Source organism: Pseudomonas sp. St386, assembly GCF_018325865.1.
Classification (GTDB): Bacteria; Pseudomonadota; Gammaproteobacteria; order Pseudomonadales; family Pseudomonadaceae; genus Aquipseudomonas; species Aquipseudomonas brassicacearum.
Genome location: NZ_AP021900.1, coordinates 2,005,743 through 2,030,864, shown reverse-complemented (window position 1 = coordinate 2,030,864; position 25,122 = coordinate 2,005,743). Strand labels below are relative to the sequence as shown.

Below are 25,122 nucleotides of genomic sequence, written 5' to 3'. Positions count from 1 at the left end.
GAAAAAATGCCACCTTATACGAGCCGGCCATTGAAGCAAACCACCATCGGTTTCAGTCGAGCATCAGCCGCTGGCGCACCACATCGACCAGCTTGTCCGGCTGGAATTTGGAGAGGAAGTTGTCGCAACCGACCTTCTTGACCATCGAATCGTTGAAGCTGCCGGACAGCGAGGTGTGCAGTACGACATAGAGCCCACGCAAGCGCGGGTCGTTGCGGATTTCGGTGGTCAGGCGGTAGCCGTCCATTTCCGGCATTTCCGCGTCGGTGAAGATCATCAGCAATTTATCGGTCATCACCTCGCCGGTATCGGCCCAGGCCTTGAGCATGTTCAGGGCTTTGAGGCCGTCGCTGGCAATGTGCATTTTCACGCCCAGTTGCCCCAGGGTATCGCGCAGTTGCGAGAGCGCGACGTTGGAGTCGTCCACCAGCAACACTTCGCGACCACGGGCGCGCTCCAGCACCGGGTCTTCGAGCTTGTCCCGGGAGACCTTGGCGTTGTACGGAACGATTTCGGCCAGAACTTTTTCCACGTCGATGATTTCCACCAACTGATCGTCCACCTTGCTGATGGCCGTCAGGTAGTGCTCACGGCCAGCGCTGGTCGGCGGTGGCAGGATGGCTTCCCAGTTCATGTTGACGATGCGGTCGACGCCGCCCACCAAAAATGCCTGAACCGAGCGGTTGTATTCAGTCACGATAATGGTGCTGTTGGGGCCCGGCACCAGCGGACGCATGCCAATGGCCTGGGACAGGTCGATCACCGGCAACGTCTGGCCCCGCAGATTGACCACGCCGCACACGAACGGGTGGCGCTGCGGCATCAGGGTCAGTTTCGGCAGTTGCAGGACTTCCTGGACCTTGAACACGTTAATGGCGAACAACTGTCGACCCGCCAGGCGGAACATGAGAATTTCCAGGCGATTCTCACCCACCAGTTGGGTTCGTTGATCTACTGTGTCGAGAATGCCGGCCATCGATGACTCCTGGGCTTGTTCGGATGAATCCAATGAATGAGATATCGGCTGCATGAGCCGAATCTTGACCCCCGGATAAAATACAAGCGCGGGGCATTGATGTCACATTAACATCATGCTTTACTGGCTTCATGACTTCATCTGCAATTTTTCTCTGCCGCGCGACCCTGGTTTGCGTGCAAAGTTCCCCTGTCTAAGGGATTCCCCTAGGCACAATCAGGTCCAACCTGATATTCCCGTTATCCAATAGCCATTAATGTGACGCCATTCTCATTGCTGAACGGAGTCAGGCTTTTGTGCGCGACCACAGGACATCGGACCTCCAGCCTTTCGGCCGATCCCATCCGTGCAATTGTTTGCGAATTCACTTTCGCTAAACGGCAGGGAAGTGTCGCTGTGCGTCCGACCGCGGTCGACCTTGAGATCCAGCCGTTCGCCATAAGCGGTTTTCTTTCGCCTGACATGATGTTGTGGAGATAAGCATGCCGAACGATCGTAGGAACTGGAGTCAGCGTCTTCCCGAGCTTCTGATCGAGGCCGAGACACTGTTGGCCAAGTCGGAGGAATGCCTGAGCCATCTGCAATTGATCAACAACGACAAGGACGCCATCGATTGCATGCTCAGCACCTTGCTGAAACTGTCGAACAAGGCCAATGCCCTGGCACTGGAAGCCGTTTCGGAGTTTTCACTGCATATTCATGGCTTGCTCAGTCACGCGCAAAACCACATGGAGTTGCATGACCAGGCCTTGGACGCCCTGAAGGATTGCTTGACCCTGATGGCCTGGCAATTGGAACTGGTCGATCACACCACCGGCCAGTTGGGCCTGGACAGCAGCGAACAGACCTTGTTGATCGAGGCATTCGCTTTCCAGGTAGGCCAGAGCCCCGACCAGGCATCGGCAGCGTCACGTCCGCTGGCGTTGGTACCCTACCCCCAGAAACAAGCCTGAGACGATGATGCCGGCTCAGTGCCGCGTCCCTGGTACGTAGCGCTTACACCGCGCCATGCCGAGCGCGACCAACGATAGGTGAAGTGGTACTATCTCGCGCGTCAGCCACTTCAAGACAGCGCCGTAAAAGCCGCCGACCGAAGCTGCCCTCGACCTGAAACGTTTACCCGACCGGGCCTGTCAGATGCGCTGACCGGCCAGCCCGCAGCGAACATTCATTGGCTCCATCCGCTATGTACGCCAGCCTCAAGTCACTCATCACCTGGCCTCCCTCCCGAGAAAACGCCCGTCGCTTCACATTATTACTGTGCATTTGCTCGGCCGTCGGCTGCCTGCTGGCCTACCTGTTCGCCCCTACGGTGCCGTTGAGCCTGCTGGCACTGAATGTGGCGGCCATGACCTGTGTCTGGATCCACCATCGGTTGTCACGCAAATCCATCAAGTTCCAGCCCCAGGAACTGGCCGACCGGTTGCTTGAGGTCCAGGAAAACGAGCGTCATCGCCTCAGCCGCGAATTGCACGACGACATTGGCCAGTTGCTGACCGCGGCGAAACTGCAAGGCGAATGGCTCAAGCGGCGGATGCCGGAAGAATTGCAAGGCCAATGCACGCTACTCTGCGAGACCCTGGACGAAACCCTCAACAAGGTCCGCGACGTATCGGCGATCCTCAACCCCCGGCAACTGACCAGCCTCGGACTGGAGGCCAGCCTGCGGGCGCACCTGCTCAAGACGCTGGCCAATGCCCCGGTGAAGTGGAGCCTCGATTGCCAACAGCGCATGGCTGGCATCCCGGAGGAAATGTCGGTCGCGGTGTTCCGGATCACCCAGGAAGCGGTCACCAACATCTTGCGTCATGCCCGAGCGACGAATCTGCTGGTACGCTTGCAACGCCTGCCTGACGGCCTGACCCTGCTGATCAGCGACGATGGCCAGGGGTTTGTCCCGGCCACCCACCCCGCTCGCGAAGGTCAACGGGGCATGGCCGGCATGTCGGAGCGGGTCGAACAATTGGGCGGCACCCTCAAGGTCATCAGCGAGGCCGGAAAAGGCACGCACATCGAAGCACGCTTCCCCTGGGCACCGCGAGCCCTGGAACGAGCCAGTAAGAATAAGGTTTTCCTTTGATTTGTAATTTGCTTCTGGTAGATGACCACTCCCTGATCAGGGCCGGCGTACGCGCGCTGGTCATGGATATCCCGGGCTATGCCGTCATTGGCGAAGCCAGTGATGGCACGCAATTGGTCGAACTGGTCGAACGGCTGAACCCCGATATCGTGCTGCTGGACATTTCCATGAAGGACACCTGCGGCCTGGACGCCTTGCAACAGCTCAAGCGGGCACGCCCCCACAGCAAGGTACTGATCCTGTCCATGCATACGGATCCAGCGCTGATCATGCAGGCGCTGGAATCCGGCGCCCATGGCTACCTGCTCAAGGACACCACCGCCAATGAGCTGAAACACGCCTTGGAGGCGCTGCGCAACAACGAACGCTACCTGAGCCCGGCCATCGCCCATACCGTGATCAACCAGGCGCTGACCCGCGTCCAGAAGCATCAGTCGGACCCTGCCCGGGCCCATAACCTGACGGCACGCCAGCTGGAAATACTGCGGCTGATCGTGCGCGGCAAGTCCACCCGGGAAATAGCCAATGGCCTGAACCTGAGCATCAAGACCGTGGAAACCCACCGGGCGCAAATCATGAAGCGCCTGCAGATCCATGACGTGGCCGGCCTTGTGCTGTTCGCGGTGCGCGAACAGATCATCAGCCTGGACGATTGATCGCCGTCGCGCCGCCCAACAGCGGCGAATCGGGCGGCAGGTGCACGTGCAGCGCTTTCGGGTGGACAGTGAAGCGCAGGGTGTCTACCTGCAACGGCTCGCCATCGAGATTGATATCCAGGCCTTGCGCGACCTTGATCTCCACCCATGGCAAGCGCGCGCGGACAAACATGTTGTCGATGCCCAGGCCACCCGCCAGCAAGTCCTTCAACGTACTGACCACTTCCTGAGGCGCCGGCAAGATGCTGATGTCCAGCAACCCATCATTGGCCAACGCCTCCGGGCACAGCACGTGGCCCCCCCTGCCTGCCGGCCATTGCCGATACCCAGCGCGAGCAAATCGCCCTGCCAGTGGAAATCGGGGCCTTGCAACTCACCGTAGGCGGCACTCAGCTCGCTGAATCGCGACAGGCCGGTGAACAGGTAGGCCGCACCTCCCAGGACTTTCTTCAGGTCCTCGGAGGTGTTCGCCGTCACCTGGCTGCCGAATCCGCCGGTGGCCATGTTCAGGAAAATCCGACCGCAGACTTCACCCACATCCACGACCTGCGGCGCAACGTCGAGCAAATCCAGGGCCTGCGCAGGCTCCAACGGAACACCGGCCGCCCGGGCGAAATCGTTGGCAGTGCCCAGCGGCAGCAGTACCAGGCTGGCATCACTCGAATGGAGGACGATCGCTTCGGCGATATCACGCAAGGTCCCATCACCGCCGCCGGCGATCAGTTGCGTATAACCGGCCTCCAGCGCCTCATCGACGCATCGTTGGGCATCACCCGCCTCCCAGGTCAACCGTACCGCCAGGTCCCAGCCCTGCTCGCGCTTGAGCATCACTGCCGCGCGAACCTCTTCGTTGAGCGCTTGCTTGCCATGCAAAATCAACAGCGCCTTGCCTTTGCTCATCGTTGTCTCCGTCATTGGAAGGTTCAGGAAATGGGACCGCTCATTCGAGCGAAAAAGCCCGAAACATCTCAATTTATTAAAAAAGCAGGAAGGCTTGCCCCCGGGAGAAAACCCGCAGGGCAGCTCGTTCGACCGGGACGTCTTGATTCGAAGAGTTTTCTTACAAGATCTGGCGAATCAGCTCAATTGACCCTCTAGCGGTATTGAGACACCTTGGTCTTCTGTTTTGCTGGAACGCTAAAACCCTCATCAGACAAGGAAGCAATTACCCATGGATGGATACGTCACGGCCCGCTGGGGCCGGATCAGTCGTTCGAACAGTTATGGCCAAGGGGATGATCCGTCCCATGCATAACCGTGAATACAAGCTGTTGCCCCAGCAGCGCGCGCCCCTTGGAAGCGGGCGGGCCGATACTCAGAACGAATGCAAAAGTTGCAGTAATCCCGTTGGAGGAATTGATTTGGAACCGCGCGTCGTTGAACTGGAAACCCACCTCAAATACATCCGCAAAGACATGGATGAAATTCGCACCGACGTAAAGGTGATCCGCCACAGGCTGGCCTATTCGGCTGGCGCTGCAGCGGTGGTGCTCGGCCTGCTGGGCTGGATTGCGAACAATCGATTCGATCAGGTGGTGATGCTGCTCACACGATGAAGGTGAGGCGCGTGAAGGCCCGAGGATCCGGCTCGGGCCGCAGAACACCTGCCACAGTGTTAGCCCAGGACTTCGCTCAAGGGAATGAAGCCCACTTCATCGCCCTCCACCAGCGTCCGTCCCTCGAGCACTTCGACCAACCCTTCGGCCCAGGCGGCGCTGCGCAGGACACCCGAGCTTTGATTGCGGTAGATGATCGCTCGACCATTCTCCATGCGGCCTCGCAAGTATTCTCGTCGACTGCCTGCCTTCGGCCAGGCGAAACCGGCCGGCACCTTGAACTTGAGCGGCGCCACCGACAGAACGCCCTGGCGTCTTAACAGGTAGGGCCGCGCCAGCAGTGCGAAAGTCACAAGGGTCGAGGCAGGGTTTCCAGGCAGGCCTATGACCGGCACGCCACGGTAATGCCCGAACGTCAGCGGCTTACCCGGCTTGATGGCGAGTTTCCATAGCGCCAGCTCGCCGTCCTCGCGCAAGGCGATGCCCAGGAAGTCCGCCTCTCCCACCGATACTCCACCGGTGGACAGGATCAGATCGACATCAGACAGCTGTGCCAGACGCTCGCGGGTGGCCGATAAATCGTCGGGCAGGATACCCGCGTCAATCACGTCACAACCCATGCGTTGCAGCCAGCCACACAGCAGCACGCGGTTGCTGTTATAGATCTGGCCTGGGCCCAAGGCCTGACCGGGTTCGACCAACTCATCCCCCGTGGACAGGACTGCGACGCGGACTTTGCGCACCACGTCCAGCGATGCACAGCCCAAGGAGGCCGCAAGCCCCAGCTCGATCGGCCCCAGGCGAGTACCGGCAGAGAGAACCTGCTCGCCGACGGTGGTTTCCTGCCCCTGGGGGCGAATGTTCTGTCCGCCGACCATGGACTCGGTAAACCGCACCCGCTGGTCGTCTTCAACCACGGCATTTTCCTGCATCTCGACGCAATCGGCGCCAGCAGGGACTGGCGCCCCGGTGAAGATCCGCGCGCACGTGCCAACGGCCAGCGGCTCCGGGGCCTGCCCGGCAAAAATCCGCTGGCTGACCTTCAACGGCTCGCCGTTCCAGTCAGCCAGCCGCAAGGCATAACCGTCCATGGCGCTGTTGGGCCATGGCGGCAAATCAAGGGTCGACACCAGATCCTCGGCGAGCACTCGCCCTAGCGCCGCGGCCAAAGGCAAATGCTCGCGCTGGACGATCGGCGTGGCCGCAGCCATCTCGAGCAGTCGCTCCAACGCGACCTCAACGGCCATCAAGGCGCCGGCCTTGCCCGGTTTACCCGCGAGATTCACAAGGCGCTGCCTGTTTCAAATGAGCCACGAAGTTGCACGGCCGATGCCGCACATCCAGTTGTTCGCCCAGGATGCCATCCCATCCGGTACGCACCGCGTTGGTCGAACCCGGCAGGCAACACACCAGCGTGCCATTGGCCAGGCCTGCCAGCGCGCGGGACTGCACGGTGGAAGTGCCGATGTCGGCCACGGATATCTGTCGGAACAACTCGCCAAAGCCATCGACCTGCTTGTCCAGCAGGCACGTGACGGCTTCCGGCGTGCTGTCACGCCCCGTGAAGCCGGTGCCGCCGGTGATCAGCACCACCTGCACCACGTCCTCGGCAATCCAGGTCGCGACTTGCGCCCGGATCTTGTACAAATCATCTTTGAGCAGGACCCGCTCCGCCAGGTTGTGGCCGGCCGCCGTGAGCCGATCGACGAAGAGCTGCCCGGACGTATCGGTTTCCAGGGTACGGGTATCACTGACAGTCAGTACCGCGATATTGAGCGGCACGAAAGGTACATCAGCCTTGGCTTTCATAGGCTAGTCCAGTTGTGAAGGAAACAGCCCGGTGTTATATCACAGCGCTTCATTTTTTCGCCCGTGCGGAGACACGCCATGACCTCGAATACGTCACTGCCACCCTGCTCCATCCTGCTCTTGGCGGGCGGGCGCGGACAACGCATGGGCGGCCAGGACAAAGGCCTGGTGCCGTGGCAGGGCGAACCGCTGATTGCCCATCTGCATCGCCAGACCCGGGCCATGAGCGATGACCTGATCATCTCCTGCAACCGCAACCCGCAACATTATGCGATGTATGCCGATCAGTTGGTGCATGACGAGGAAGGCGACTTTCCCGGGCCACTGGCAGGTATCCGGGCAGGCCTCAAGGCTGCGAAGCATCCGTATTTGCTGGTGCTGCCGTGCGACGTACCGCAAATCGACTCGAGCCTGCTCGACAACATGCGCAAGACGGCCAGCCAGCACCCCGACAAGCCGCTGATGGTGCGGCACGGCGAGCATTGGGAGCCGCTGTTGTGTGTCATCCCGTTGTTCCTGGCATCAAGCTTCGAACAAGCCTGGCGCGAAGGCGAACGCAGCCCCGGTCGTATCATGCGCGCACTGCACGCGGTTGCATTGCAATGCCCTGCCGACGATCCGCGGCTGGCAAATCTGAACACCCCGGAACTGCTGGCCCAACACAAAGGCGTGTCAGATTGACACTAGCCAGGAACTTGCGCGCAATGTATACGTCTGAAGGTCAGTAACTTGAAGAATCCATTTCGGAGAAACACCATGACACAACGGACCCTCGCCACGTTCATGCTCGCTCTGGGCCTCGCCACCCTTGCCGGGTGCGCTTCGCCAACAGTGATCACCTTGAATGACGGTCGCGAAATCCAGGCCGTCGATACCCCACATTACGATGAAGAAAGCGGCTTCTACGAATTCGAGCAACTGGATGGCAAGCAGACTCGCGTGAACAAAGATCAGGTTCGTACCGTTAAGGATTTGTAATCTGTAACGCTGCTGCCCTAAGTCGCTAGAAAAAACGGCGCTTCCTGAAGAGGGGAGCGCCGTTTTTTTTTGGGCTTGGTTTTGGGTGTATATCCGTTTTTTTTGGTAACGGATATACACACCATACCCCGAACAAAAAACTACCACCGCAACACAATATCACTCTCGAACACCCGGTCCTGACCAGTAACCGGATCAACAAAACGCAACCCTTGAGCCAGCAGCTTCAAAGGATTCGAGTAATCATCCTCAACATCCCGAAGCACATCAGGATAAAACGGATCATTGCAGATCCCCGCCCCAAGGGCATTCATGTGAACCCGCAACTGATGCTTCTTACCCGTAACCGGATACAAGCCATAGCGCCACAACTCGCCGTTCCTTTCCAGCACTTCGATGGCCGTTTCGGTATTGGGCTCGCCTGGCCCTTCCTGCATTCGGAAGAACGGTTCGCCATCGATCATCCGGCTTTTATGCACCCACGGAAAGGTCAGCCCGGGCAATGCGCGGGCAATGGCCTGGTAGCGTTTTTCGATCTGCCGCGTCGGGAATAACGACTGATACGCCGAGCGGGTGTTCGGGTTGGCCGAAAACAACACCAGCCCGGCCGTGTGCCGGTCGATGCGGTGCAGGGGCACCAGATGAGGATTGTCCAGCCGCCGGATCAGCCGTCGCAACAAGGTTTGCTCGACGTATTCGCCCGCCGGGGTGACAGGCAGAAAATGCGGTTTGTCTGCCACCACCAGGTGCTCGTCGGCATACAGGATCGACTCCACCACCGGGATCGGCTTCTCATCGGGCACTTCACGGAAATAGTGGATGCGCAGGCCTTCACGGTACGGCAAGTCGACCTGGATGGCCTTGCCCTCCCCGTCCAATACCCGGCCCCGAGCGATCCGGTCCAGCCACTGCTCGCGACTGATGGTGCTGAAATGCTCGCACAGGCACTCCAGCACCGTCTGCCAGGAACCGGGCGGCAGGTACAGCGTACTGGCCTGATGATGAGCGGCGGAAAACGATGAACCGGACATTGAAAACTCTTAGGCATTGTTGCGAGGCGGTATTATCCGACAGTCGCACAGGCCAGCCCAGCAATGATTGCTCACGCGGTGACTGACGTCGATTTTGCCGCCGCTTCGGTGAACTCTTTCAACCAGCGCAGCACTTCCACCGCCTCCCAGCGACCTGGATCGTACAGCGCGTACAACAGGCCCTGGTAACCCACCACATCCAATTGTTTGTGATAGCCGGCACGCTGGAACAACGCTTCGATCTCGGCGAAACAGGTGTTGAAATGCAGTTTGTTGAAGGGGGTCTTGCCTTCGGTGACCAAGCCATCCAGGCGCAGCTCCAGGACTGCCTCGCGCACAACGTCCGCGGACATCCTGTTCACGCTGCTTTTCAGTTGTTCGACATTGACCAAGGGGATGCACTCCAGATAACTGTATAAACATACAGTAACCGAAGAATGCGACTTTCGCCAATGGCCTCGCGTGAAGGCAAGCCAGGAAATGGGTCAACGCAGAAATTCAGCCACCCGGCCGGAGTCATCGAAAGGCCACTCCAGCTCCGCCCCGGTATCGATCCTGCGCAGGACCGGGATGCGTAACTCATAGGCTTCGAACCAGGCCTCGTTCTCGGCGATGTCCACCAGTTCCACCAACAATCCATGTTCGACGAAAGGCATCAACACCCCTTCGGCAACTTCGCATAGATGACACCCCAGGGTGCCGAACAACTGGCATTCAGGAAGCATGGCGGGTAGACCCAAAAAAGATAGACGGTCATTCTAGGCCCGACCCGGGAAACCGTCGAGTCGCTGGCTCGCTTCAAGGTGTTTCGGTAAAACGCTGATGCAAATCACTGAGCGCCAATGCTTTTCCAGCGACGCTTGTCGCATTTTCCCCTCTACGCTGTGCGTTGTAGCCTTGAAACGGAGTTCCCCTTGTTTGCCAACCTGCTGATCATCCTTGCCTCGTCCCTGGTGGTCATCGCCTTGTTCAGGCGGCTGCGCCTGCCACCCGTGCTGGGTTATCTCTGCGTCGGGCTGGCGGTCGGGCCTACCGCGCTGGACTGGGTCAACGACAGCGAAGAACTGCCTGACCTGGCCGAGCTCGGGGTGGTGTTCCTGCTGTTCTCGTTGGGGCTGGAGTTTTCCCTGTCGAAAATGCTCGAACTGCGTCGGGTCGTGTTCGGTCTCGGCAGCCTGCAGGTGCTGTGCTCGGGGGCGGTCCTGGCGGGATTGCTGGCGTTGGCCGGCGCGCCTGTGATCGTCGCGTTGTTGCTCGGCGCAGGACTGGCCTTGTCCTCCACTGCCATCGTCAGCAAGGAATTGACCAGCCTGGGAGAGATCTTCAGCAGCCACGGCCAGAACGCCATCGGCGTGTTGTTGTTCCAGGACGTTGTCGCGGTGCTGTTGTTGACCCTGGTGCCGGTATTCGCGGGCAGCAGCGACCACCCGTGGTACTGGGCGCTGCCCTTGACCCTGGGCAAGACCCTGGTTCTGTTCGGCGGCCTGCTGCTGGCCAGCCGGCTGCTGTTGCCCCGGCTGTTCCATGAGGTGGCGGCGTCCCGGTCCGCAGAACTGTTCGTGCTACTGGCTCTGGTGATCGTGTTGCTGACGGCATGGCTGACCCACCTGCTCGGCTTGTCGCCGGCCCTGGGCGCTTTCCTGGCGGGCATGCTGCTGGGGGAAAGCCACTACCGGCACCAGATCGAAGCCGACATTCGTCCGTTCCGCGACATCCTGCTGGGGCTGTTCTTCGTCAGCATCGGCATGCTGATCGACCTGCAGCTGTTCCTCGATGACGGCTTGTTGATCCTGGGGTTGACCCTCGGCTTGATGCTCATCAAGGGCCTTGTGGTCGCCGTCCTGGTGAAATGGCGCGGCAGCGACGTTGAAACCGCCTGGCGCAGTGGCCTGGCGCTGGCCCAGGGCGGTGAATTCTGCTTTGCCCTGATGGCCCTGATGCAGCAGAACCGCCTCATGCCCGCCGACATCAGCGGCCTGCTGCTGGCCGCGACATTCTGCTCGATGCTACTGACCCCGCTGTTGCTGCGCGCCGCGCCACGCATCGCCGCGCGCCTGCATCGCAAACCCAACGAAGAGGCGCAACTGGACCAGATCAGCGCACTCAATGCCGGCTTGTCGGGCCATGTGGTCATTTGCGGCTATGGGCGCGTCGGTCAATCCATCGGACGGTTCCTGCGTCGCGAAGGCCAGGCGTTCGTCGCCCTGGATGACGACCCAGTGATCATCCAGGAAGCCACCGTCGGGGAAAACTGCGTGCATTATGGGGATTCGCGACGAGGAGACCTGCTTGCGGCCGTTGGCTTGAGCCGCGCCAGGTTGCTGGTGATCGCAGTGGACAAGACCGACATCGCCATCACCGTGCTCAAGGCGGCCCGACAGGTCAACCACCAGGTACCGATCCTGGTGCGCACCCGTGACGACAGCCAACTGGCCGAGCTGCAGGCTGCCGGGGCCAGCGAAGTGGTCCCGGAGCTGCTGGAGTCGAGCCTGATGCTGGCCTCCCACGCCCTGATCATGCTCGGCCTGCCCGAGCAGCAGGTCCGGCATCATGTGGATCAGGTTCGTCATGACCGCTATCGCCTGCTCCACGGCTTTTATCCCGGCAACCAGGACAAGGAGCCATAGTGCGACGCTCAGTCCTGGCTGACCGCGCCGATCTTGTGAATCGACAGGTCGGCGCCGTAATACTCTTCTTCCTGGGTCAGGCGCAGCCCCAGCACGGCCTTGATCACGCCATAGACCGCAAACCCGCCGGCCAGGGCGACGACAATTCCCAGCGCCGTGCCGATCAATTGGCTGACCAGGCTGACCCCACCCAGGCCGCCCAGGGCGCTCTGGCCAAAGACGCCACAAGCGATGCCGCCCCAGACCCCGCACAGCCCATGCAGCGGCCAGACGCCGAGCACATCGTCGATCTTCCACTTGCCCTGGGCCGCGGTGAAGCACCAGACAAACAAGGCACCGGCAATGGCCCCCGTGACCAGCGCACCGACCGGGTGCATCAGGTCGGAACCGGCACAGACCGCCACCAAACCGGCCAGCGGGCCGTTGTGCAGGAAGCCTGGGTCATTGCGCCCGACAATCAAGGCCGCCACGGTACCGCCCACCATGGCCATCAACGAATTGACTGCCACCAGCCCGCTCACCCCGGGCAAGGTCTGGGCACTCATCACGTTGAAACCGAACCAGCCGACAATCAGGATCCACGAACCCAGGGCCAGGAAAGGAATGCTCGAAGGCGCAAACGCCACCAGGCGGCCATCCCGGTAGCGGCCGTTACGCGGGCCGAGCAAGAGCACGGCAGCCAACGCCAGCCAGCCGCCCATGGCATGCACCACCACGGAGCCGGCGAAGTCATGGAAGCTGGCGCCGAACCGGGCTTGCAGCCAGGCCTGCAAGCCAAAATTGCCGTTCCAGACCATGCCTTCGAAAAACGGATAGACAAACGCCACGATCAGCACCGTGGCGCACAACTGCGGTACGAACCGGGCACGTTCGGCAATACCGCCGGAAATGATGGCCGGGATCGCGGCGGCAAAGGTCAGCAGGAAGAAGAACTTCACCAGGCTATAGCCATGATCGGTGCTGAGCACCGCCGCCGGTTGCAGGAAGGTCACACCGTAGGCAATCCAATAGCCTATAAAGAAATAGGCCAGGGTCGAGACCGCGAAATCGCTGAGGATTTTCGACAGCGCATTGACCTGGTTCTTTTGCCGGACCGTTCCCACTTCAAGAAACGCAAAGCCGGCATGCATGGCCAGGACCATGACTGCGCCGAGCAGGATGAACAGCGTGTTGGAGCTGTGGACCAGACCGTCCACGGCACTTTGCATATTTTCCATGGTATTGGCAGACCTGAAAAAGTTGAAAAAAGCACCAAACCGGTTCGCTTGCCTTGCGAACGCACCAAGTTGAAACGACCCATTGGCCAGACGCAGGCCGGTGAACCGCTTTGGTGCGCAAGAATGGTCAAAACGAAATCCCGCTTGGAGGTGCTTCGCGGGTTTTGATTATTTGGGTTAAGGTTTTTCGGGCTTTCGCCCAGCTTCAGCGCACTGGCGCAGGCTGATGCACCAGTACATGGCAAAAGCCTGAGCAAAAGTTGTACCAGTCACTTGTACTGAACCTTCCAGCAAGGCTCATACTCGAACGTTTCAGACGTCACTTACGGAGATTCACTGATGGCCAGAACCCAGGCAAAGACTGCTCAAGAAACCCTGATGGAAGATTTCCAGACGCTGGTCAGCGACACGGAACGGTTGCTCGATCACACCGCGACGCTGGCAGGCGATCAAGCCGATGCACTGCGCAGCCAGATTCACGAAACCCTCCTGCGCGCCCGCGAAACGCTCAAGCTGACGGAAGACTCCATGCGCGAACGCGGCCAGGCTGCGGTGGTCGCCACCGAGGAATACGTACAGGCCAACCCTTGGCAATCCGTGGGCATTGCGGCAGGCGTTGGCTTTCTGATTGGTCTGCTGGCGACACGGCGCTGATGATGGGCATCGACGAATCCGGCTCGTCCGAAGCGGGCACACAACCTACAGCACGCCGCCTGGGTGCGGCGTTCCTTGGCTTGCTGCATAGCCACGTCGAATTGTTCGGCATGGAGTTGCAGGAACAGAAGGCACGCACCGTCAGCCTCCTGCTGTTCGCCGGCCTTGCGCTGGTGTTCGGCCTGCTGCTGTTGGTCGGGCTTTCAGCACTGGTACTGATCCTGGTATGGGACACCTATCGTCTGGCCGGCATTATCGGCCTGTGCCTGTTTTATCTGCTGGCGGCGCTGTTCTGCGGGCTCCGGCTCAAGGCAGCGATCTACGACGAGTCCTCTCCTTTCCATGCCACCCTCGAAGAACTGGCCAATGACCGGGAGCGCCTGTTGCCATGAGCCTGCCTGATATTCCTCAAGCCCGGACACGACAGGAAATGCGCAAGGCGCTGGTGCGTCTGCGGATGGAAATGCATCGCCAGGAAATCCGTCAGGAAACGCGCCAGTTGCTGCAGCCCTTGCAACGGGTGCGCGGCTTGACGCAAAGCTGGCACGAAGGCTTCGGCATCAAGCACGCGCCACTGTGGGGCGTGGCGGCGGTGTCCCTGCTCGGTTTCATCACCGGCAAACGGACCCGCAATGGCGGTGGCGGTGGCTTGACTGGCCTGATCCGCCTGGCAACGACATTGCTGCCGTTGGTCAAGCTGGCCAAGGACTTGCGCAAGCCCTGAGGACGACATCCGTGGCGAGGGAGCTTGCTCCCGCTGGACTGCGATATAGGCCTATTTCCGTGAGTGCTTCGCACTCAAGCGGGAGCAAGCTCCCTCGCCACAGGGTTATGTATCCGGTCTGTGCACGCCCATAGGCCTTGCAGGGCAGCCCACGAACCGGGAAGCTAGGACACCGACATCATCAAACGGAGCAACCGGCCTTGGATTGGCACACCCTGCTGACTCGCGAACGCCTCGGAAAACCGCTGCACAGTCCGCAAGAGCTGGGCCGCAGTCCTTTCCACAAGGACCACGATCGCATCATCTTTTCCGGCGCCTTCCGCCGCCTCGGACGCAAGACACAAGTGCATCCGGTCTCCAGCAACGACCACATCCATACGCGCCTGACCCATTCCCTGGAAGTCAGCTGCGTCGGGCGTTCCCTGGGCATGCGCGTGGGAGAAACCATCCGCAATGCCCTGCCTGACTGGTGCGAGCCAAGCGACCTGGGCATGGTGGTGCAATCGGCCTGCCTGGCCCACGACATTGGCAACCCGCCGTTCGGTCACTCCGGCGAGGATGCTATCCGCTATTGGTTCCAGCAGGCCGCCGGCCGTGGGTGGCTCGATGCAATGAGCGAAGCCGAGCGCAACGACTTCCTCAACTTCGAAGGCAACGCCCAAGGATTCCGCGTCCTCACTCAACTTGAATACCATCAGTTCGACGGAGGAACGCGGCTGACCTATGCCACCCTCGGCACCTATTTGAAATACCCCTGGACTGCCCGCCACGCGGACTCGCTGGGCTACAAGAAGCACAAGTTCGGTTGCTACCAGAGCGAATTGCCGCTGTTGGAGCAGATTGCCCACAAGCTCGGCTTGCCACAGATCGAGGATCAACGCTGGGCACGGCATCCCTTGGTGTACCTGATGGAAGCCGCCGATGACATCTGCTACGCGCTGATCGACCTGGAAGACGGCGTGGAGATGGATCTCCTGGAATACCCCCAGGTGGAATCGCTGCTCCTGGACCTGGTGGGCGACGATCTTCCGGACACCTACCGGCAGTTGGGGCCGTTGGACTCGCGGCGACGCAAACTGGCGATCCTGCGAGGCAAGGCCATCGAACACCTGACCAACGCCGCCGCCCGGGCTTTTGTCGAACAGCAGGAAGCATTGCTTGCCGGCACATTGCCCGGGGATCTGGTGGAGCATATGCACGGCCCGGCAAAACGCTGCGTGTTGAATGCCAAGGACATGGCGCGCCGGAAAATTTTCCAGGACAAGCGCAAGACCCTGCACGAAATCGGCGCCTACACCACGCTGGAAATCCTGCTCAACGGATTTTGCGGAGCGGCCCTTGAACAGCACGGGGGCCGCACGCCTTCGTTCAAGAATCGCCGCATTCTCGACCTGCTGGGGAACAACGCGCCGGACCCCAATGGCCCTTTGCATAGCGCTTTCCTGCGAATGATCGATTTCATCGCCGGGATGACTGACAGCTACGCCAGCGAAATGGCCCAGGAAATGACCGGCCGCACGCGCCAATAAAAGGCCTGGATCGACGGTGTGCTGCACCTGGTACAAAACCTGTGGGAGCGAGCTTGCTCGCGATGGCAGTGGATCTGTGCGCATCAATGCAGGATGTGCCACCGTCATCGCGAGCAAGCTCGCTCCCACAGGGATTGGCGGTGAATGTGAATTTTGTAGCGCTGCGCCACAAGGAGTTTGAAGTAGATAAATAACTATATGGCTTACAAAAAATCTCGATTAAAACGCTTCTTTTGTTTGCACAAACAACACTATCAAAGAAATATCCCTTCACACACAGCCAACTCTTCCCCCTCCTGTTGCCACCCGCCTACTAAAAAACCGATTACATCGTAATACGTTGCCTCTTTTTTTGTAGGAAACTTCTGAAATTGAAGTTGCATGCCCGTCTCTTCGTACGACCCCGGTTGTAAGTGGGCTAAGGTGCGCGCTTTATTCAAGTTCGCAGGGTAATTTATTCATGAACTCCGTTTTCATTGTCGACGATCATCCGGTCATCCGCCTCGCTGTTCGCATGCTTCTGGAGCATGAAGGCTATAAGGTCGTAGGTGAAACTGACAACGGCGTCGATGCGATGCAAATGGTGCGCGAATGCATGCCAGACCTGGTTATCCTGGACATCAGCATCCCCAAACTCGACGGGCTGGAAATCCTCTCGCGCTTCAACGCCATGACCACTCCTCTCAAGACGCTGGTGCTCACGGCCCAGTCGCCGACACTTTTCGGCATTCGATGCATGCAGTCGGGTGCCTCTGGTTACGTTTGTAAACAGGAAGACCTCAGCGAACTTGTCAGCGCAATCAAAGCAGTATTGTCCGGCTATAACTATTTTCCCAGCCAGGCGCTGAATCCGGTACGCCCGGATGATCCACGCAGTATCGAGCTGGACCTTTTCAAAAGTGTCAATGATCGAGAACTGATGGTGCTGCAACTTTTTGCCCAGGGTCGTACCAACAAGGAAATAGCCAAGGGAATGTTTCTAAGCAATAAGACCGTCAGTACTTATAAGAAGCGGCTGATGCAGAAGCTCAAGGTCAAGTCCTTGGTCGATCTGATTGAAATGGCGAAGCGCAACGCGCTGGTGTGAGAAAAACAGGATGCTCAGACGCATAACCGAATGTCTCCTGCTGATCAGTGCGGCGTTATATACAGGAATGCTCGCGGCGGCGGCGAATGCGCCCGAGCAATATACCCTGCTGGGCCACTCGTCCATGGCCCATACCGAGGTCAAGCTGGATGATGTTCACCGCGCCTGGCTACAGGATCGGCAAGCGCTGGTCCTGGGAACTTCAGCCCCGGACTACCCGCCCTTCGATCTCTCCACCAGCGGACGCGACTACGAAGGCCTGACGGCCGATTACGCCGACATCATCGCCAAGGCCACTGGCCTGCCCATGAGCGTCCTGCGCTTCGACTCCCGCGAGGCGGCCATGGCCGCACTCAAGGATGGGCAAATCGATATGCTTGGCACCGCCAACGGTTTCGAGGCGCGCAACCCCGACATTGTACTGTCGACACCGTATGCAGTGGACCAACCCGTTCTCGTCACCCGAACGAATGAAAGCCGATCCCTGACTGACGATCTCGAGGGGTTGCGGCTGAGCATGGTCTATCACTACCTGCCGCTACGGGAAATTGAAAAACTCTACCCCAAGGCACTCATTACCACCTACCCGTCCTACCAGAACGCCATCAATGCCGTCGCCTTCGGTCAGGCCGATGTATTTCTCGGCGATACCCTCTCCACCCACTACATGATCAACAAGGGCTATTTGAGCAATATCCGCATGGCCAGCTTCGGCAAACATGAATCCCACGGGTTCGGTTTTGCCGTACGACGTAACGACACCCGTTTGTTGGAGGTCATCAACGCTACGCTGAACCAGGTCTCCATTGCCGAGCAAGCCGCCATCTCCAAGCGCTGGAGTGCAGGCAGCGACCTGTACCTCACGGACCACAGGATACAACTGACCGACCGCGAGCAACGCTGGCTGGCGAGGCATCCGGTGGTACGGGTGGTGGTGAACGAAACCTCCGCGCCCTTCACCTTCTTCGATGCGGATGGGGACTTTCGCGGCATCAGTGCCGACCTGCTGGAACTGATTAGGCTGCGCACCGGCCTGCGCCTGGACATCCAGCGCCGCCAGAACGACAGCGAAATGATCGCTGCGGTCCTCAACGATCAAGCCGACATGATTGCCGCACTTTTGCCCAGCAGCGAACGACAACTCCAGTTGAAGTTCAGCCGCCCCTACGTCGACAGTTCGTTCGTCCTGCTGACCCGCAAACAGTCCGACACGCCCACGACACTCGATCAGTTCGGCCACGCCAGCCTGGCAATCGCCAAAGGCAATCCGGTCATTGAATGGCTACGCAGCCAGTCCCGAACATTCAAATCATCGAAACGGACGGCCCCTTGCGCGCCGTGGAAATGCTCGCCCATGGCCAGGTCGACGGCAGCGTGAACTCGCAAGTGATGGCCAACTACTTCATCTCCTCCTATGCGTGGCGCGACAGGTTGCAAATCAGCAGCACGGTGGGCACCCAACAGGCCATGTTCGCGCTGGCCACGGTAAAAAACGCCACAGAGTTGAACGCCATCCTCGACAAGGCCCTGACCAGCATCGACCCCGACGAACTTGGCGTCATCAACAACCGCTGGCGCGGTTACGTCTCGCCCTCGGAACACACCTGGCGCACCTACAACCGCCTGTTCCTCCAGGTCGGCGCGGGCATTGGCCTGTTGCTGCTGTTTTCCCTGGCGTGGAATGCCTACATGCAGCGCCAGATCAGGCAGCGTCAACGGGCGGAACTGGCCCTCAATGATCAGCTCGAATTCATGCATTCGCTGCTCAACGGCACCCCTCACCCCATCTACGTGAGAGATCGCAACGGCATCCTGCAAAGCTGCAACGACAGCTACCTGCAAACGTTCGACGTCAAACGCGAAGACGTCATCGGCAAGAACCTGATGCCAGGTTCCATGAGCAACGCCTTCGAAGCGCAGGAGTACCAGGCGGACTACCAACGCGTCATGGCCGAAGGCACCGCCCTGATCGTGGATCGGCCCCTGCACATCGGGGACAGGCAACTGACGATCTACCACTGGATCCTCCCCTACCGAAACTCCGCCGCCGAAGTGCAAGGCATCATCGGCGGCTGGATCGACATCAGTGAGCGGCGCCAGCTGTTCGAGGAACTGCGCGCGTCCAAGCAACGGGCCGACGACGCGAACCGCGCCAAAAGCACGTTCCTGGCAACCATGAGCCATGAAATCCGCACCCCCATGAACGCGGTGATCGGCATGCTTGAACTGGCCCTGAAACACGCCGACAAAGGCCACGTGGATCGCTCGACTATCGAAGTCGCGTACGAATCGGCCTCCGGCATGCTCGAACTGATAGGCGACATCCTGGACATCGCCCGTATCGAATCCGGCCATTTGAGCCTGGCCCCCGAACGCGTCAATCTCAGGGCCCTGCTGCAATCGGTCATACGAGTATTCGAGGGCGTGGCCCGGCAGAAAAACCTGGCGCTGTCCCTGCAGTTCGACGCTGCCGAGGGCAGCCCTGACGTGTTGATGGACCCGTTGCGGTTCAAACAGGTGCTGTCGAACCTGATCAGCAATGCCCTCAAATTTACCGAGCAGGGCCAGGTAGCGATCAAGGTCCGGCTGTCGCCAACCGACCGGGACGACGCTCTGCAGATGCACCTGGAGGTCAACGACAGCGGCATCGGTATTGGCCCGGCGGACCTGCAACGGTTGTTCGAACCTTTCGCCCAGGTCGATAACACCAGCCGGATGGCCCGCAACGGCGCGGGGTTGGGGCTGGTGATCAGTCGCAACTTGTGCCAGATGATGGGTGGCAGCCTGCACATGAACAGCCAATCCGGCACCGGCACCCAGGTCCAGGTACGCCTGCAACTGACCGTCCTGTCGACAGCCCCGGTTCGCCCCCCACCTGAGCCGGTCATCGAAACGGCCCTGGCCCCCTGAACGTCCTGATCGTGGACGATCATCCCGCCAACCGCCTGCTGATGTCGCAGCAATTGGAATACCTGGGCCATCACTATCAGGTCGCCCATGATGGTGCCCACGGACTCGAGGTCTGGCAAAAGAAACATTTCGATCTGGTCATCGCCGATTGCAACATGCCCATCATGAGCGGCTATGAACTGGCCCGGTCGGTTCGTCGCGCTGAATCCGAACAGCAACGGCCACCCTGCACCCTCCTGGGGTTCACTGCCAATGCCCAACCGGAGGAAAAACAGCGCTGCCAGGACGCTGGGATGGACGACTGCCTGTTCAAGCCGATCAGCCTGAGCGCGTTGAGCCAATGGATCAACGCGGTCAAACCCACCGGCCGCCCAGCGGTTTTCAGCGTACAAAGCCTGCAGGCGTTGACTGGCGGCGACCCTTCGTCCAACCGGCGCCTGTTGGCCGAATTGCTCAGCAGCAGCCGCTCGGACCGCCAGGAGTTGCTCGACGTCGCCCGCGGCGCAAACCGGCAAGCGCTGAGCGAAATGGCGCACAAGATAAAAGGCGTCGCCCGCATCGTCCAGGCGACCTCGCTGATCCAGCGGTGCGAGGCGTTGGAGCGCGCTTGTCATCAGCCGCAAGCACCTGGGCGAATCAGCGACTGCATCGACGCCCTCGACCGCGCCATGAGCGAACTGGAGCAGGCCCTCGAAACGGAGATCGCCAAGGCAAAATAATCCAGCGTTTACTATGCTATTCGCTCAGCAGTGCGTACCTGGGGGGTTCTCGAGCGGTTTCCCCTGCACGCGGGAATACCCATCGAGAACGCCCCCTGACACTTGGAGTGACTGCAATGCCCAGCGCACCGCGTCCGGAAAAACGCCGGTTCCCCCTGCACGTTCATATCAGCGTGATGTTTACCCTGCTTCTGTTGCTGACCGGGGTGGTGCTGGGGATTTTCAATTACCGGCAAACCACGCAAATCATCCTGTCCAGCAGTGAAAAGCTGTTCAACCGTATTGAACAGGATGTGCGCCTGGATCTGTACGACACCTACGAACCCATCCGTCACCTGTTGAGCCTGCTGGCCGACTATCCAGCGACGCGCACGCCCCAGATGGCGCAGCGCCTGGCCCTGCTCGTGCCCTTCAGTCAGGCACTGCGGGACAACCCGAACCTGGCGTCGTTGTACCTGGGCGATCATCAGGGCAACTTCCTGATGGTCCGGCCATTGCGCACCGCGGCCCTGAAAGCCGCCCTGCAGGCACCGACCGACGCGGCCTACCAGGTCTGGACGGTGGAGCGGACAACCGAGCAAGGCCCGGTTCATTCCCAGTCGCTGTTCTACGACGAGACGCTGACGCTCATCGGACGCCGGGACATTGCCGACGAAACCTACGACCCCCGCAGCCGCAGCTGGTTTCGCAGCGCCGCCGGCAGCACCGAGCAGATCACCACCGAGCCCTACGTTTTTTTCTCCACCCATAACGTCGGCACCACCCTTGCCCGGCGCAGTGGCGAGCAGGCGGTCATCGGCGCCGACCTGACCCTGGCGGCCCTGTCCCAGACCCTGGCCAAGCATAAGGTGACCACCGGCACCGAAGTCGTCCTGCTCGATCCCACGGGCAACGCAGTGGGTTATCCCGACAGCAGCCGGCTGCTCGCCGACGCCCAGTCGGCACGCCTGACCAAGGCCCGCGACCTCAGTCCGGCTATCGCCGCCGCGCTCGACGACAACACCGACACCACGCGCCTGGAAGCGGCCGGACGCCAGTGGATCGTTTCTCGCAGCCACATGCAGGAAGGTGGGCCCCAGGGCCTGGAACTGGCGCTGCTGGTCCCTGAAGATGAGCTGCTGGACAATGCCTATCGCATGCGCTGGCAAGGCGCGCTCATCACCCTCGCCACCCTGCTGCTGTGCCTGCCTCTGGGCTGGCTGACGTCCCGGATCCTGGTCAAGCCCTTGGGCGACCTGGTGCAGGAGGCCGATGCCATTCGCAGCTTTGACTTCAACTACCCAGTGTCCCGTCGCTCCCCGGTGCTGGAAGTCGATCAGTTGGGCGTATCAATGGCGCGCATGAAAGAGACCCTGGCGAGTTTCTTTGAAATCACCGCCAGCCTGCGCGCCGAAACCCGCTTCGCCCCGTTGCTGGAACGGGTGTTATTTGAAACCGTGAAAATCGGCCAGGCCCAGGCCGGCCTGATCTATTTGCGCGAGAACGACGAAAACCGGGTCAAGCCGTATGGGCTGATAATCAATGGAACACCCAGGGACCTCGACGCCTTCAAGTTGCGCAGTCATGAACTACAGGCTGGCGACAGTCCGCAATGGCTCCAGCAACTGGCCACCTCGGACAACCTCGTGGCCTCCCTGGGCTTCGAACAGGCGGCCGATCTGCAGAGCGTCCTGCAGGCACTGGACTCGCCGCGGGTCCATCTGATCGGTATTCGCCTGCGCAATCGACACCAGGAAACCGTCGGCGTATTGGTACTGTTGATCACAGACAGCGGCACCGAAGCCGACCTGGAAAAACTGCAGCCCGACCGCATCGCCTTCCTGCAGGCCGTGTCCGGTGCCGCCGCCGTGAGCATCGAGGGCCAGCGCCTGCAAGACAGGCAAAAGCAGTTGCTGGACGCCTTCATCCAATTGCTGGCCGGCGCGATTGATGCCAAGAGCCCCTACACCGGCGGCCATTGCCAGCGGGTGCCGGTCCTGACCCTGATGCTCGCCCAGGCGGCCGCTGCCAGCCAGGCACCGGCATTCGACGCCTACCGGCCAACGGAGGATGAATGGGAAGCCCTGCACATCGCCGCCTGGCTGCACGATTGCGGCAAGGTCACCACCCCCGAATACGTGGTCGACAAGGCCACCAAGCTGGAAACCCTGAACGACCGGATCCACGAGATACGCACTCGCTTCGAAGTGCTCAAGCGCGACGCCTGGGTCGATTACTGGCAGGCCGTGGCAAGCGGCGGCGAGCCGTCATCCCTGGCACAGCAGCGCGACGCGACATTGACGGCCCTGGATGACGACTTTACCTTCGTCGCACGCTGCAACCTGGGCTGCGAAGCCATGGCCGAGGCCGATCTGCAACGCTTGCAACAGATTGCCCAACGCCCATGGACCCGGACCCTCGACGATCGCCTTGGGGTTTCCTGGGAAGAGCACCGACGCCAGAATCGCACACCCAAGCCGTCGCTACCGGTCACTGAGCCGCTGTTGGCAGACAAGCCCGAGCACCTGCTCGAACACCACGAAGCCGAACTGATCCCGGCGGACAACCCGTGGGGTTTCCAGCTCGACGTACCGGCCTGGAAATACAACCGCGGCGAGCTCTACAACCTGAGCATCACGCGAGGCACGCTGACCCGCGAGGAACGCTACGTCATCAACCATCACATGGTGCAGACGATCATGATGCTCAGTCAGCTGCCCTTCCCCAGTCACCTGGACAATGTCGCGGAGATCGCTGGCGGTCATCACGAGAAAATGGATGGCAGCGGTTATCCCAAGCGCCTCAAACGTGAAGAGATGAGCCTGCCGGCACGCATGATGGCCATTGCCGACATTTTCGAAGCGCTGACGGCAGCCGACCGCCCCTACAAGAAAGCGAAGAAACTGAGCGAGGCCCTGGGCATCATGGCTACCATGTGCCGTGACGCCCATATCGATCCCGAGCTGTTCGGGTTGTTCATCGAAGAAAAAATCTACGAGAGCTACGCCAACCAGTTCCTCGCCCCACACCAGATCGATGAAGTCGATCCCCACAGCCTGCTGGTCAAGGCAGGGTTGAAGGTATGATCAGCAATCCGTCAGGCGCAGGAATATCGCGGCCAACTGCTCGATGCCGGCTTGATCATGTTCGGTAAAACGCGCCGGTTTCGGACTGTCCAGGTCGAGCACGCCGATCAGGCGCCCGTCCTTGACCAGCGGCACTACCAGCTCGCTGTTCGACGCGCTGTCGCAGGCGATGTGCCCGGCGAAGGCATGGACGTCTTCGACGCGCTGGGTCTGCCGGGTCGCGGCCGCCGTACCGCACACGCCGCGGCCAAAGGGGATCCGCACGCAGGCGATCTGGCCCTGGAACGGTCCCAGGACCAACTCTTCGTTGCGATTGAGGTAGAAACCGGCCCAGTTCAGATCATCCAGCTGACTGGACAGGAAAGCCGAGAACTGCGCGGCGTTGGCAATGAAGTCACGCTCATCGGCCAGCAAGGATTCCAGCTGTGCCGATAACAACGCGTAGCCGTCAAGGCCGACTCCGGTGTCCTTCAAATCGATCATGCCTTGTGCTCCAACAATTTCAGGCCTACCCAATAACGGGCAAACTGATAGGCGCAACGTCCGTTGCGGTTGCCGCGACCGGTTGCCCAGCGCACCGCCAGCACATCCAGCGCTTCGTCGCGCTGCCAGGCCAGCCCGGCCTTGGCCGCCAGTTCGCCGATCCAGTGCTCCACCACGTTGAGGAAATGCTCCTGGGTAAACGGATAAAACGACAGCCACAGGCCAAAGCGGTCGGACAAGGCGATCTTGTCCTCTACCGCTTCACTGGGGTGAAGTTCGCCGTCGACCCGTTTCCAATTCTCGTTGTCGCTTTCCTTTTCCGGCACCAGGTGACGACGGTTGGAGGTGGCATACAGCAGCACGTTGTCCGGCGCCTGCTCCAGGGATCCATCCAACACGCTCTTGAGCACGCGGTAATCGCCTTCACCGGATTCGAACGACAAGTCATCGCAGAACAACACGAAGCGCTGGGGCAGTTTCGCAACCTGCTCGACCACCCGAGGCAAATCGGCCAGGTGATCGCGTTCGATCTCGATCAAGCGCAAGCCATGCGGGGCATGTTCAGCCAACAAGGCGCGTACCAGGGACGATTTGCCGGTGCCACGCGAGCCCCAGAGCAAGGCATGGTTGGCGGGCATGCCATCGATGAACTGCCGGGTGTTACGGCCCAGTTGTTCGACCTGGCGGTCCACGCCGATCAGGTCCGACAGGCGCATGTCGAGGCTGACCTGCAGCGGCAGCAGGTAGCCGCTACGGCCGTCACGCTGCCAGCGGGCAGCCAGGGTCTGGGTCCAATCGATGGTGGGCCGGGGCGCCGGCAGCAAAGGTTCGATCCGGGCCAGCACGGCATCGGCACGCTCAAGAAAAGCATTCAATCGCGAGTCCACGTCTTCTCCTCGGACAGGTTCACAGTAATGATGGCGCTCGAGCTACGAAACGCCGTATCCAATGGCGGGTCTACTTCACACAATACACACCGGCTGCACCGGATTTCAGAGATGATCAGCTATGCTTGACCGGC

The 25,122-nt window shown here is 60.3% G+C and carries 22 protein-coding genes and 2 pseudogenes; 14 read left to right on the top strand and 10 right to left on the bottom strand.

Annotated elements, in window-relative coordinates; all coding sequences use genetic code 11:
• Positions 1-52 precede the first annotated feature (52 nt).
• Positions 53-976 (bottom strand): chemotaxis protein CheV, encoded by a 924-nt coding sequence (locus KI235_RS09020; RefSeq protein ID WP_003183670.1) that lies wholly within the window; start codon positions 974-976, stop codon positions 53-55.
• Between the two features lie 482 nt (positions 977-1,458).
• Here KI235_RS09020 and KI235_RS09015 point away from each other — a divergent pair, with 482 nt between their 5' ends.
• From KI235_RS09015 to KI235_RS09005, 3 genes are all read left to right on the top strand, one after another.
• A complete protein-coding gene (locus tag KI235_RS09015; protein WP_003199471.1) occupies positions 1,459-1,929 on the top strand; it encodes a hypothetical protein in 471 nt (156 codons plus the stop codon).
• 233 nt (positions 1,930-2,162) lie between these two features.
• On the top strand, positions 2,163-3,056 hold the full coding sequence (locus KI235_RS09010; protein WP_003199467.1) for a sensor histidine kinase: 894 nt from the start codon (positions 2,163-2,165) through the stop codon (positions 3,054-3,056).
• On the top strand, positions 3,053-3,712 hold the full coding sequence (locus KI235_RS09005) for a response regulator transcription factor (protein WP_003199464.1): 660 nt from the start codon (positions 3,053-3,055) through the stop codon (positions 3,710-3,712). Before KI235_RS09010 ends, KI235_RS09005 begins: the two co-directional genes overlap by 4 nt.
• Here KI235_RS09005 and yegS read toward each other — a convergent pair.
• Positions 3,696-4,612 (bottom strand): annotated as a pseudogene (yegS, locus tag KI235_RS09000) (lipid kinase YegS). The gene KI235_RS09005 and the pseudogene yegS sit on opposite strands and share 17 nt — an antisense overlap.
• A gap of 347 nt (positions 4,613-4,959) precedes the next feature.
• On the opposite strand from yegS, the gene KI235_RS30355 reads away from it, so the two are divergent.
• Positions 4,960-5,268 carry a hypothetical protein gene (locus KI235_RS30355; protein WP_223524573.1) on the top strand — a complete coding sequence of 103 codons (309 nt, stop codon included), beginning with the start codon at positions 4,960-4,962 and terminating at the stop codon, positions 5,266-5,268.
• A gap of 59 nt (positions 5,269-5,327) precedes the next feature.
• Here KI235_RS30355 and glp read toward each other — a convergent pair whose 3' ends face one another.
• Positions 5,328-6,515: a gephyrin-like molybdotransferase Glp gene (gene glp, locus KI235_RS08990; RefSeq protein ID WP_172681398.1), complete on the bottom strand. Its 1,188-nt coding sequence runs from the start codon at positions 6,513-6,515 to the stop codon at positions 5,328-5,330.
• Between the two features lie 22 nt (positions 6,516-6,537).
• On the bottom strand, positions 6,538-7,077 hold the full coding sequence (moaB, locus tag KI235_RS08985; RefSeq protein ID WP_003199458.1) for a molybdenum cofactor biosynthesis protein B: 540 nt from the start codon (positions 7,075-7,077) through the stop codon (positions 6,538-6,540).
• 78 nt (positions 7,078-7,155) lie between these two features.
• Between moaB and mobA the strand changes: the two genes are divergently transcribed.
• Both mobA and KI235_RS08975 read left to right on the top strand, forming a co-directional pair.
• The gene (mobA, locus tag KI235_RS08980) at positions 7,156-7,758 is read left to right on the top strand and encodes a molybdenum cofactor guanylyltransferase MobA (RefSeq protein WP_003199456.1); all 603 of its coding nucleotides are present in this window, start codon (positions 7,156-7,158) and stop codon (positions 7,756-7,758) included.
• A gap of 75 nt (positions 7,759-7,833) precedes the next feature.
• Positions 7,834-8,055, top strand: a complete 222-nt coding sequence (locus KI235_RS08975; protein WP_003199454.1) for a YgdI/YgdR family lipoprotein — start codon at positions 7,834-7,836, stop codon at positions 8,053-8,055.
• A 140-nt stretch (positions 8,056-8,195) separates the two neighbouring features.
• Here KI235_RS08975 and KI235_RS08970 read toward each other — a convergent pair whose 3' ends face one another.
• The 3 genes from KI235_RS08970 to KI235_RS08960 form a co-directional block, all read right to left on the bottom strand.
• A complete protein-coding gene (locus KI235_RS08970; protein ID WP_060613535.1) occupies positions 8,196-9,086 on the bottom strand; it encodes a pseudouridine synthase in 891 nt (296 codons plus the stop codon).
• A 71-nt stretch (positions 9,087-9,157) separates the two neighbouring features.
• Positions 9,158-9,478 (bottom strand): hypothetical protein, encoded by a 321-nt coding sequence (locus KI235_RS08965; protein ID WP_003199451.1) that lies wholly within the window; start codon positions 9,476-9,478, stop codon positions 9,158-9,160.
• 93 nt (positions 9,479-9,571) lie between these two features.
• A complete protein-coding gene (locus KI235_RS08960; protein ID WP_003199449.1) occupies positions 9,572-9,811 on the bottom strand; it encodes a glutaredoxin family protein in 240 nt (79 codons plus the stop codon).
• Between the two features lie 189 nt (positions 9,812-10,000).
• Between KI235_RS08960 and KI235_RS08955 the strand changes: the two genes are divergently transcribed.
• The gene (locus tag KI235_RS08955; protein WP_003199447.1) at positions 10,001-11,713 is read left to right on the top strand and encodes a monovalent cation:proton antiporter-2 (CPA2) family protein; all 1,713 of its coding nucleotides are present in this window, start codon (positions 10,001-10,003) and stop codon (positions 11,711-11,713) included.
• An 8-nt stretch (positions 11,714-11,721) separates the two neighbouring features.
• Here the strand turns inward: KI235_RS08955 and KI235_RS08950 are convergent, their stop codons facing one another.
• Positions 11,722-12,930: an ammonium transporter gene (locus KI235_RS08950; protein ID WP_003199444.1), complete on the bottom strand. Its 1,209-nt coding sequence runs from the start codon at positions 12,928-12,930 to the stop codon at positions 11,722-11,724.
• A 339-nt stretch (positions 12,931-13,269) separates the two neighbouring features.
• Here KI235_RS08950 and KI235_RS08945 point away from each other — a divergent pair, with 339 nt between their 5' ends.
• The 7 genes and pseudogenes from KI235_RS08945 (at position 13,270) to KI235_RS08915 (ending at position 23,618) form a co-directional block, all read left to right on the top strand.
• Positions 13,270-13,584 carry a YqjD family protein gene (locus tag KI235_RS08945; RefSeq protein WP_003199441.1) on the top strand — a complete coding sequence of 105 codons (315 nt, stop codon included), beginning with the start codon at positions 13,270-13,272 and terminating at the stop codon, positions 13,582-13,584.
• Between the two features lie 2 nt (positions 13,585-13,586).
• Entirely contained in the window at positions 13,587-13,976 is a 390-nt protein-coding gene (locus tag KI235_RS08940; RefSeq protein WP_003199439.1) for a phage holin family protein, read from the top strand.
• Positions 13,973-14,308 (top strand): hypothetical protein, encoded by a 336-nt coding sequence (locus tag KI235_RS08935; RefSeq protein ID WP_003199437.1) that lies wholly within the window; start codon positions 13,973-13,975, stop codon positions 14,306-14,308. Before KI235_RS08940 ends, KI235_RS08935 begins: the two co-directional genes overlap by 4 nt.
• Before the next feature lie 200 nt (positions 14,309-14,508).
• A complete protein-coding gene (locus KI235_RS08930; protein ID WP_003199435.1) occupies positions 14,509-15,837 on the top strand; it encodes a deoxyguanosinetriphosphate triphosphohydrolase in 1,329 nt (442 codons plus the stop codon).
• Positions 15,838-16,297: 460 nt separating this feature from the next.
• Complete coding sequence (locus tag KI235_RS08925; protein ID WP_003199430.1) at positions 16,298-16,924, top strand: response regulator transcription factor; 627 nt, start codon at positions 16,298-16,300, stop codon at positions 16,922-16,924.
• A gap of 10 nt (positions 16,925-16,934) precedes the next feature.
• Positions 16,935-20,553 (top strand): annotated as a pseudogene (locus KI235_RS08920) (transporter substrate-binding domain-containing protein).
• Positions 20,554-20,669: 116 nt separating this feature from the next.
• Positions 20,670-23,618 (top strand): HD domain-containing phosphohydrolase, encoded by a 2,949-nt coding sequence (locus KI235_RS08915; RefSeq protein ID WP_003199425.1) that lies wholly within the window; start codon positions 20,670-20,672, stop codon positions 23,616-23,618.
• Here KI235_RS08915 and KI235_RS08910 read toward each other — a convergent pair whose 3' ends face one another.
• Together KI235_RS08910 and KI235_RS08905 are read right to left on the bottom strand one after the other, a co-directional pair.
• Positions 23,619-24,101: a GAF domain-containing protein gene (locus KI235_RS08910; protein ID WP_003199423.1), complete on the bottom strand. Its 483-nt coding sequence runs from the start codon at positions 24,099-24,101 to the stop codon at positions 23,619-23,621. It lies immediately after the preceding gene.
• On the bottom strand, positions 24,098-24,988 hold the full coding sequence (locus KI235_RS08905; RefSeq protein WP_003199422.1) for an ATP-binding protein: 891 nt from the start codon (positions 24,986-24,988) through the stop codon (positions 24,098-24,100). The genes KI235_RS08910 and KI235_RS08905 overlap by 4 nt, the downstream gene beginning before the upstream one ends.
• Positions 24,989-25,122 lie beyond the last annotated feature (134 nt).

Coding starts and splice junctions, on each gene's coding strand:
- KI235_RS08925 (WP_003199430.1), top strand. CDS start 16,298: ATGAACTCCGTTTTCATTGTCGACGATCATCCGGTCATCCGCCTCGCT.
- KI235_RS09010 (WP_003199467.1), top strand. CDS start 2,163: ATGTACGCCAGCCTCAAGTCACTCATCACCTGGCCTCCCTCCCGAGAA.
- glp (WP_172681398.1), bottom strand. CDS start 6,515: ATGGCCGTTGAGGTCGCGTTGGAGCGACTGCTCGAGATGGCTGCGGCC.
- mobA (WP_003199456.1), top strand. CDS start 7,156: ATGACCTCGAATACGTCACTGCCACCCTGCTCCATCCTGCTCTTGGCG.
- KI235_RS08915 (WP_003199425.1), top strand. CDS start 20,670: ATGCCCAGCGCACCGCGTCCGGAAAAACGCCGGTTCCCCCTGCACGTT.
- KI235_RS08975 (WP_003199454.1), top strand. CDS start 7,834: ATGACACAACGGACCCTCGCCACGTTCATGCTCGCTCTGGGCCTCGCC.
- KI235_RS08945 (WP_003199441.1), top strand. CDS start 13,270: ATGGCCAGAACCCAGGCAAAGACTGCTCAAGAAACCCTGATGGAAGAT.
- KI235_RS08910 (WP_003199423.1), bottom strand. CDS start 24,101: ATGATCGATTTGAAGGACACCGGAGTCGGCCTTGACGGCTACGCGTTG.
- moaB (WP_003199458.1), bottom strand. CDS start 7,077: ATGAAAGCCAAGGCTGATGTACCTTTCGTGCCGCTCAATATCGCGGTA.
- KI235_RS09020 (WP_003183670.1), bottom strand. CDS start 976: ATGGCCGGCATTCTCGACACAGTAGATCAACGAACCCAACTGGTGGGT.
- KI235_RS09015 (WP_003199471.1), top strand. CDS start 1,459: ATGCCGAACGATCGTAGGAACTGGAGTCAGCGTCTTCCCGAGCTTCTG.
- KI235_RS08970 (WP_060613535.1), bottom strand. CDS start 9,086: ATGTCCGGTTCATCGTTTTCCGCCGCTCATCATCAGGCCAGTACGCTG.
- KI235_RS08940 (WP_003199439.1), top strand. CDS start 13,587: ATGGGCATCGACGAATCCGGCTCGTCCGAAGCGGGCACACAACCTACA.
- KI235_RS08960 (WP_003199449.1), bottom strand. CDS start 9,811: ATGCTTCCTGAATGCCAGTTGTTCGGCACCCTGGGGTGTCATCTATGC.
- KI235_RS30355 (WP_223524573.1), top strand. CDS start 4,960: ATGCATAACCGTGAATACAAGCTGTTGCCCCAGCAGCGCGCGCCCCTT.
- KI235_RS08950 (WP_003199444.1), bottom strand. CDS start 12,930: ATGGAAAATATGCAAAGTGCCGTGGACGGTCTGGTCCACAGCTCCAAC.
- KI235_RS08935 (WP_003199437.1), top strand. CDS start 13,973: ATGAGCCTGCCTGATATTCCTCAAGCCCGGACACGACAGGAAATGCGC.